Origin of the sequence: Corallococcus terminator (assembly GCF_003611635.1) — a bacterium.
Classification (GTDB): Bacteria; Myxococcota; Myxococcia; order Myxococcales; family Myxococcaceae; genus Corallococcus; species Corallococcus terminator.
This window is the reverse complement of sequence record NZ_RAVZ01000474.1, coordinates 1-5,723: the sequence shown is the minus strand read 5'-3', so window position 1 is coordinate 5,723 and position 5,723 is coordinate 1. Positions and strand designations below refer to the sequence as shown.

General features: G+C 70.5%; 1 protein-coding gene. It reads left to right on the top strand.

The annotated features are described in order from the left end of the window. Positions 1 to 5,723 (top strand): non-ribosomal peptide synthetase (locus tag D7V88_RS38325; protein WP_120545485.1); only part of this gene is annotated, 5,723 nt, incomplete at both ends.

Below are 5,723 nucleotides of genomic sequence, written 5' to 3'. Positions count from 1 at the left end.
GGGGTGGTTCACGTCGCTGTACCCGGTGGTGCTGGAGGTGCCGGAGGCGGGCACGTCAGGCGACGCGCTGCGAGCGGTGAGGGACACGCTGCGGCAGGTGCCGGGCAAGGGCGTGGGCTACGGCCTGCTGCGCTACCAGGGCCCCGCGTCGGTGGTGGCGAAGTTGAAGGAGGCCCCGAAGGCGGAGGTGGCCTTCAACTACCTGGGTCAGTTCGACGCGCTGGCGACGGGGGCGGGAGGCTTCAGTCTGGCGAAGGAATCGTCAGGCCCTGCGATGGGCGATGGCGGGCAGCGCGGGCACGTGCTGGAGGTGAATGGGCTGGTGGTGGGGGGCCGGCTGGAAGTGACGTGGACGTACAGCGAAGCGTTGCACACGCGAGCGACGGTGGAAGGGCTGGCGCGGGCGTACACGGAAGCGCTGCGGACGCTGGTGGCGGGGCGTCGGACGGAGGACGCGGCGAGGTACACGCCGGCGGACTTCCCGCTGGCGAAGCTGGACGCGCGCACGCTTTCGCAGGTGCAGGCGAAGGTGGAGGGCTTCGAGGACATCTACCCGCTGTCGCCGATGCAGCAGGGCATGCTCTTCCATGCGCTGCTGGCGCCGAAGTCGGGCGTGTACTTCGAGCAGCTCTCCTGGGCCTTCCATTCCCAGGTGGACGCGCGTGCGCTCAAGCGTGCGTGGGAAGAACTGGTGGCGCGGAACGCGGTGCTGCGCACGACGTTCCTCTGGGAAGGGCTGGAGGAGCCGTTGCAGGTGGTGCGGCGGCAGGCTTCTCTGCCGTGGCGCGAACTCGACTGGCGGGGCCAGACGGAAGCGGCGCAGCGGCAGCAACTGGAGACCTTCCTGGAGGAGGACCGGGCCCGGGGCTTCGACCTCGTGGCGGGGCCGCTCATGCGGGTGGCGCTGGTGCGGCTGGACACGCACGTCCACCGGCTCGTCTGGAGCTTCCACCACACCGTGCTCGACGGTTGGAGCCTGGGTCTGGTGATGCAGGACCTGTTCGGCTTCTACGACGCGTTCACCCGCGAGCAGCCTCCGCTGGCGACCGCGCGGACCGCGTTCCGGGACTACATCGAATGGTTGGGTCGGCAGGAGCCGGCCCGCTCCCAGTCCTTCTGGCGCGAGCGGCTCGCGGGCTTCACCGCTCCCACGCCGCTGCCCCTGGACCGGGGCGCGGGCTTCAACGACAGCGAGGCTGTCCACAAGCACGGCTCGCAGGAGATCGCCCTCCCGGTGGAGACCACCGTCGCGCTGGAGTCCTTCGCGCGTCGTCACCAGCTCACGCTGGGCTCCGTGGTGCAGGGCGCGTGGGCGTTGCTCTTGAGCCGCTACAGCGGTGAGCAGGACGTCGTCTTCGGCACCACCGTCTCCGGCCGTCCCTCGGAGCTTCCGGGGGTGGAGGGGATGATGGGCCTGTTCATCAACTCCCTGCCGCTGCGCGTGCGGCTCGCGCCGGAGGACACGCTGGTGTCCTGGCTGCGCGGCATCCAGACGCAGCAGGTGGCCCTGAGCGCCCATGAGCACTGCCCGCTGGTCCAGGTTCAGGGCTGGAGCGAGCTGCCCCGAGGCCAGCCGCTCTTCGAAAGCCTCGTCGTCGTGGAGAACTACCCCATCGACGCGTCCATCAAGGAGCGCGCCCGGGGCCTCGACGTGCGTGACTTCGAAGGCCGCGAGCGGCTGACCCTGCCGCTGGCCCCCGCGGTCCTGCCTGGAGAGAAGCTGGGCCTGCGCCTGTCGTTCCAGTTGTCGCGCTTCGACGCGGAGGCCATCACCCGACTGATGGGCCACTGGCGCACGGTGCTGGAGGGCATCGCGGTCGCGTCCCCAGAATCTCGCGTCTCCGAGCTCTCCCTCCTCACCGGGGACGAGCGGCACCAGGTGCTGAAGGACTGGAACGCCACCACCGCGCCCCTGGAAGCGGAGGTGTCGCTGCACGGCCTCTTCGAGGCGCAGGCGGAGCGCACGCCGGACGGCATCGCCGTGGAACTGGGCGACACGCGCTGGACGTACCGAGAGCTGAACGCGCGCGCCAACCAACTCGCCCGTCATCTGCGCAGCCTGGGCGTGGGCCCGGAGGTTCGTGTGGGCGTGTGCCTGGAACGCTCCCCCGAGCTGCTGATGGCGCTGCTGGGCATCCTCAAGGCGGGCGGGGCCTATGTGCCCATGGATCCCGACTATCCCTCCCACCGGCTGGCGTTCCTGCTGGAGGACTCGCGGGTGCCGGTGCTCGTCACCCGTGAGGCGATCGCGGACGAGCTGCCGTCGCGAGGCGAGCAGTTGCTCTGCGTGGACTCCGACGCCGCGCTCCTCGCGCGCCATGACTCCGGAAACCTGTCCGCCCCCACGGGGGGCCGACACCTGGCGTACGTCATCTACACGTCGGGCAGCACCGGTCAGCCCAAGGGCGCCCTCATCGAACACCAGGGCATCGTCAACACGCTGGTTCGCGCGGTGCGGGACTTCGACGTGCGACCCGGCACGCGCACGCTCCAGTTCGTGTCGATGAGCTTCGACGTGTCGCTGCTGGAGATCTTCTCCACGCTCGCGGGCGGCGGGACCCTGGTGCTGGCGCCTCGTGAGGCCCTCCAGCCCGGACCGGAACTCGCTCGGTTGATGCGCGAGCGGAGCATCACGACCTCCGTGCTGTTGCCCTCCACGCTGGCGGTGCTGTCCCCCGAGGACTTCCCCACGCTCCAGACTGTGGTGACGGGCGCGGAGGCGTGCTCGGCGGAGTTGATGGATCGCTGGGCGCAGGGTCGCCGCTTCGTGAACTCCTACGGTCCCACCGAGGCGAGCATCACGGTGACTAGCGCGGTCTGCGAGCCGGGCTCCGGGACGCCGCCCATCGGTCGTCCCTATCCGAACGTGCGCGCCTACGTGCTGGACGCGACGCGCGCTCCGGTGCCCGTGGGAATCGCGGGCGAGCTGTACATCGGTGGCGCGGGCGTGGGCCGGGGCTACCTGGGCCGGCCGGAGCAGACGGCGGAGCGCTTCGTGCCGGATCCGTTCAGCGCGGAGCCGGGAGTGCGCCTGTACCGGACGGGAGACCTCGTCCGCTACCGCGCGGACGGAGCGCTGGAGTTCGTCGGCCGCACGGACCATCAGGTCAAGGTCCGCGGCTTCCGCATCGAGCTGGGCGAAATCGAAGCGGTGCTGGCGGGCGCGGGTTCGGTGCGCGAGGCCGTGGTGCTCGCGCGGCAGGACGTGCCCGGGGATCGGCGGCTCGTGGCCTACGTCGTGGCCCAGGAGGACGAGGCGGTGGAGGTGGGCGCCCTGCGGCGCTACACCGAAGAGAAGCTGCCGGAGCACATGGTGCCGTCCGTGTTCGTCGTCCTGGACGCGATGCCGCTCACCCCGAATGGCAAGGTGGACCGCAAGGCCCTGCCCGCGCCGGACGCGGTGCGCGCGGAGCAGGGGCCGACCTACGTCGCGCCCCGCACGCCGGTGGAGGAGACGCTGGCCGCGACCTGGCGCGAGCTGCTGGGCGTGGCCCAGGTCGGCATCCACGACGACTTCCTGGAGCTGGGCGGGCACTCGCTGCTGGCGACCCAGGCCATCTCGCGCATCCGCGCGGCGCTCGGCGTGGAGCTGCCGCTGCGTGCGTTGTTCGAGGCGCCCACCGTGGAGGCGCTCGCCCTGCGAGTGGAGGCCGCGCGTGCGAAGGCGTCACCTGGGGTGCCTCCGCTGAAGCCCGCGTTGCGCAACGGCCCGCTGCCGCTGTCCTTCGCGCAGCAGCGGTTGTGGTTCCTGGAGCAGTTGGAGCCCCAGGGAGCGCTCTACAACATCCCCAGCCTCCTGAAGCTGGAAGGTCCCCTGGACGTGGCCGCGCTGGAGCACGCGTTCAACGCGCTCATCCACCGGCACGAAGGCTTGCGGACGACGTTCCACGCGGAGGACGGAAAGCCCTTCCAGCGCATCGACACCGCACCGGCCTTCCCGTTGGCGGTGGTGGACCTGCGGCACCTGGAGGCGGGTGGGCGTGAGCAGGAAGCGTGGCGTCTTGCCCGGGAAGTGGCCCAGAAGCCCTTCGACCTGACCCGCGGGCCGCTCCTGCGCGTGACGTTGTTGCGCACGGGAGACACCGAGCACCTGTTGCTCCTGTCGATGCACCACATCGTGTCCGACGGCTGGTCCGCGGGCGTGCTGGTGCGGGAGCTGGTCGCCCTCTACGCCGCGCGCATCGAACAGCGTGAAGCCGCCCTGCCCGAGCTGCCGTTGCAGTACGCGGACTACGCCGTGTGGCAGCGGGCGTGGTTGCAGGGCGAGGCGCTGGAGGAGCAGGTCGGCTGGTGGCGGCGCGAGCTGGAGGGTGCACCAGCCGCGCTGGAGCTGCCGACGGACAAGGTGCGTCCCGCGAAGCCCACGGCGCTGGGCGGATCCGTGTCCGTGCGCTGGTCGAAGGAGCTGAGCGATGCACTGCGGGCGCTGGGCCGCCGCGAGGGCGCGACGCCGTTCATGGTGTTGCTGGCGGCGTGGCAGGTGTTGCTGTCGCGCTATAGCGGGCAGGACGACATCAGCGTGGGAACGCCGGTCGCGGGTCGGACCCAGTCGGAGGTGGAAGGGCTCATCGGCTTGTTCCTCAACACGCTGGTGCTGCGTACGCGCCTGGCACCGGCCGACAGCTTCCGGCAGGTGCTCGGGCGGGTGAAGGAGACGACGCTGGGAGCGTTCGCGCACCAGCAGGTGCCCTTCGAGCGGTTGGTGGATGCACTGCGCCCGGAGCGGGACCTGGGCCGCACGCCGCTGTTCCAGGCGATGCTCGTGCTCAACACCGAGGTCGACATCCAGTTGACGCTGCGCGACCTGTCGTTGCGCCGCCTGGAACTCGAAAACCAGTTGGCCAAGTTCGAGCTGAACCTGTCGCTGAGCGACGCACCGGAGGGTTTCCAGGGCGCGTTGACGTACAGCACGGACCTCTTCGAGCGCTCGACGGTGGAGCGGATGGTGGAGCACCTCGGGGTGCTGCTGGCGGGCATCGCGGTGGATCCGGGCCTGTCCGTGGGTGCGCTGCCTTTGATGGGGCAGGGTGAACGGCAGCAGGTGCTGCGGGAATGGAACCAGACGGCGGAGGTGGTGCCGTCGGAGTGCATCCACACGCTGTTCGAGGCGCAGGCGAAGCGGGTGCCGTCGGCGGTGGCGGTGGTGGCGGACGGCCGTCAGCTCACGTACGCGGAACTGGACGCACGCGCGAATGGGGTGGCGAAGCGGCTGCGAGCGCTGGGCGTCGGTCCCGAGGCGTTGGTGGGCCTGTACGTGGAGCGCACGGTGGAGTCCGTCGTGGGCCTGCTGGGCATCCTCAAAGCGGGCGGCGGGTACGTGCCGATGGACACGTCATTCCCGACAGCGCGAGTGAAGGCGATTGCCGAGGACGCGAGCCTGCGGGTGGTGGTGACGCAGCGGACGTACGCGAACGCGGTGGCGAACCTGGGCTGCCAGACGCTGATCGTGGAGGACGTGTCCGCGGACACGACGCGCGTGGAGTCGGGCGTGCGGGGTGAGAACCCGGTGTACGCCATCTTCACGTCGGGCAGTACGGGGCGTCCGAAGGGTGTGGTGGTGGAGCACCGGCAGTTGGCCAACTACGTGGAGACGATTCGGGGCCGGCTGCGACTGACAGAAGGAATGAGCTTCGCGTCGGTGACGACGCTGGCTGCGGACCTTGGGCACACGGCGGTGTTCCCGATGCTGTGCGGAGGCGGGACGCTGCACCTGGTGGGCAAGG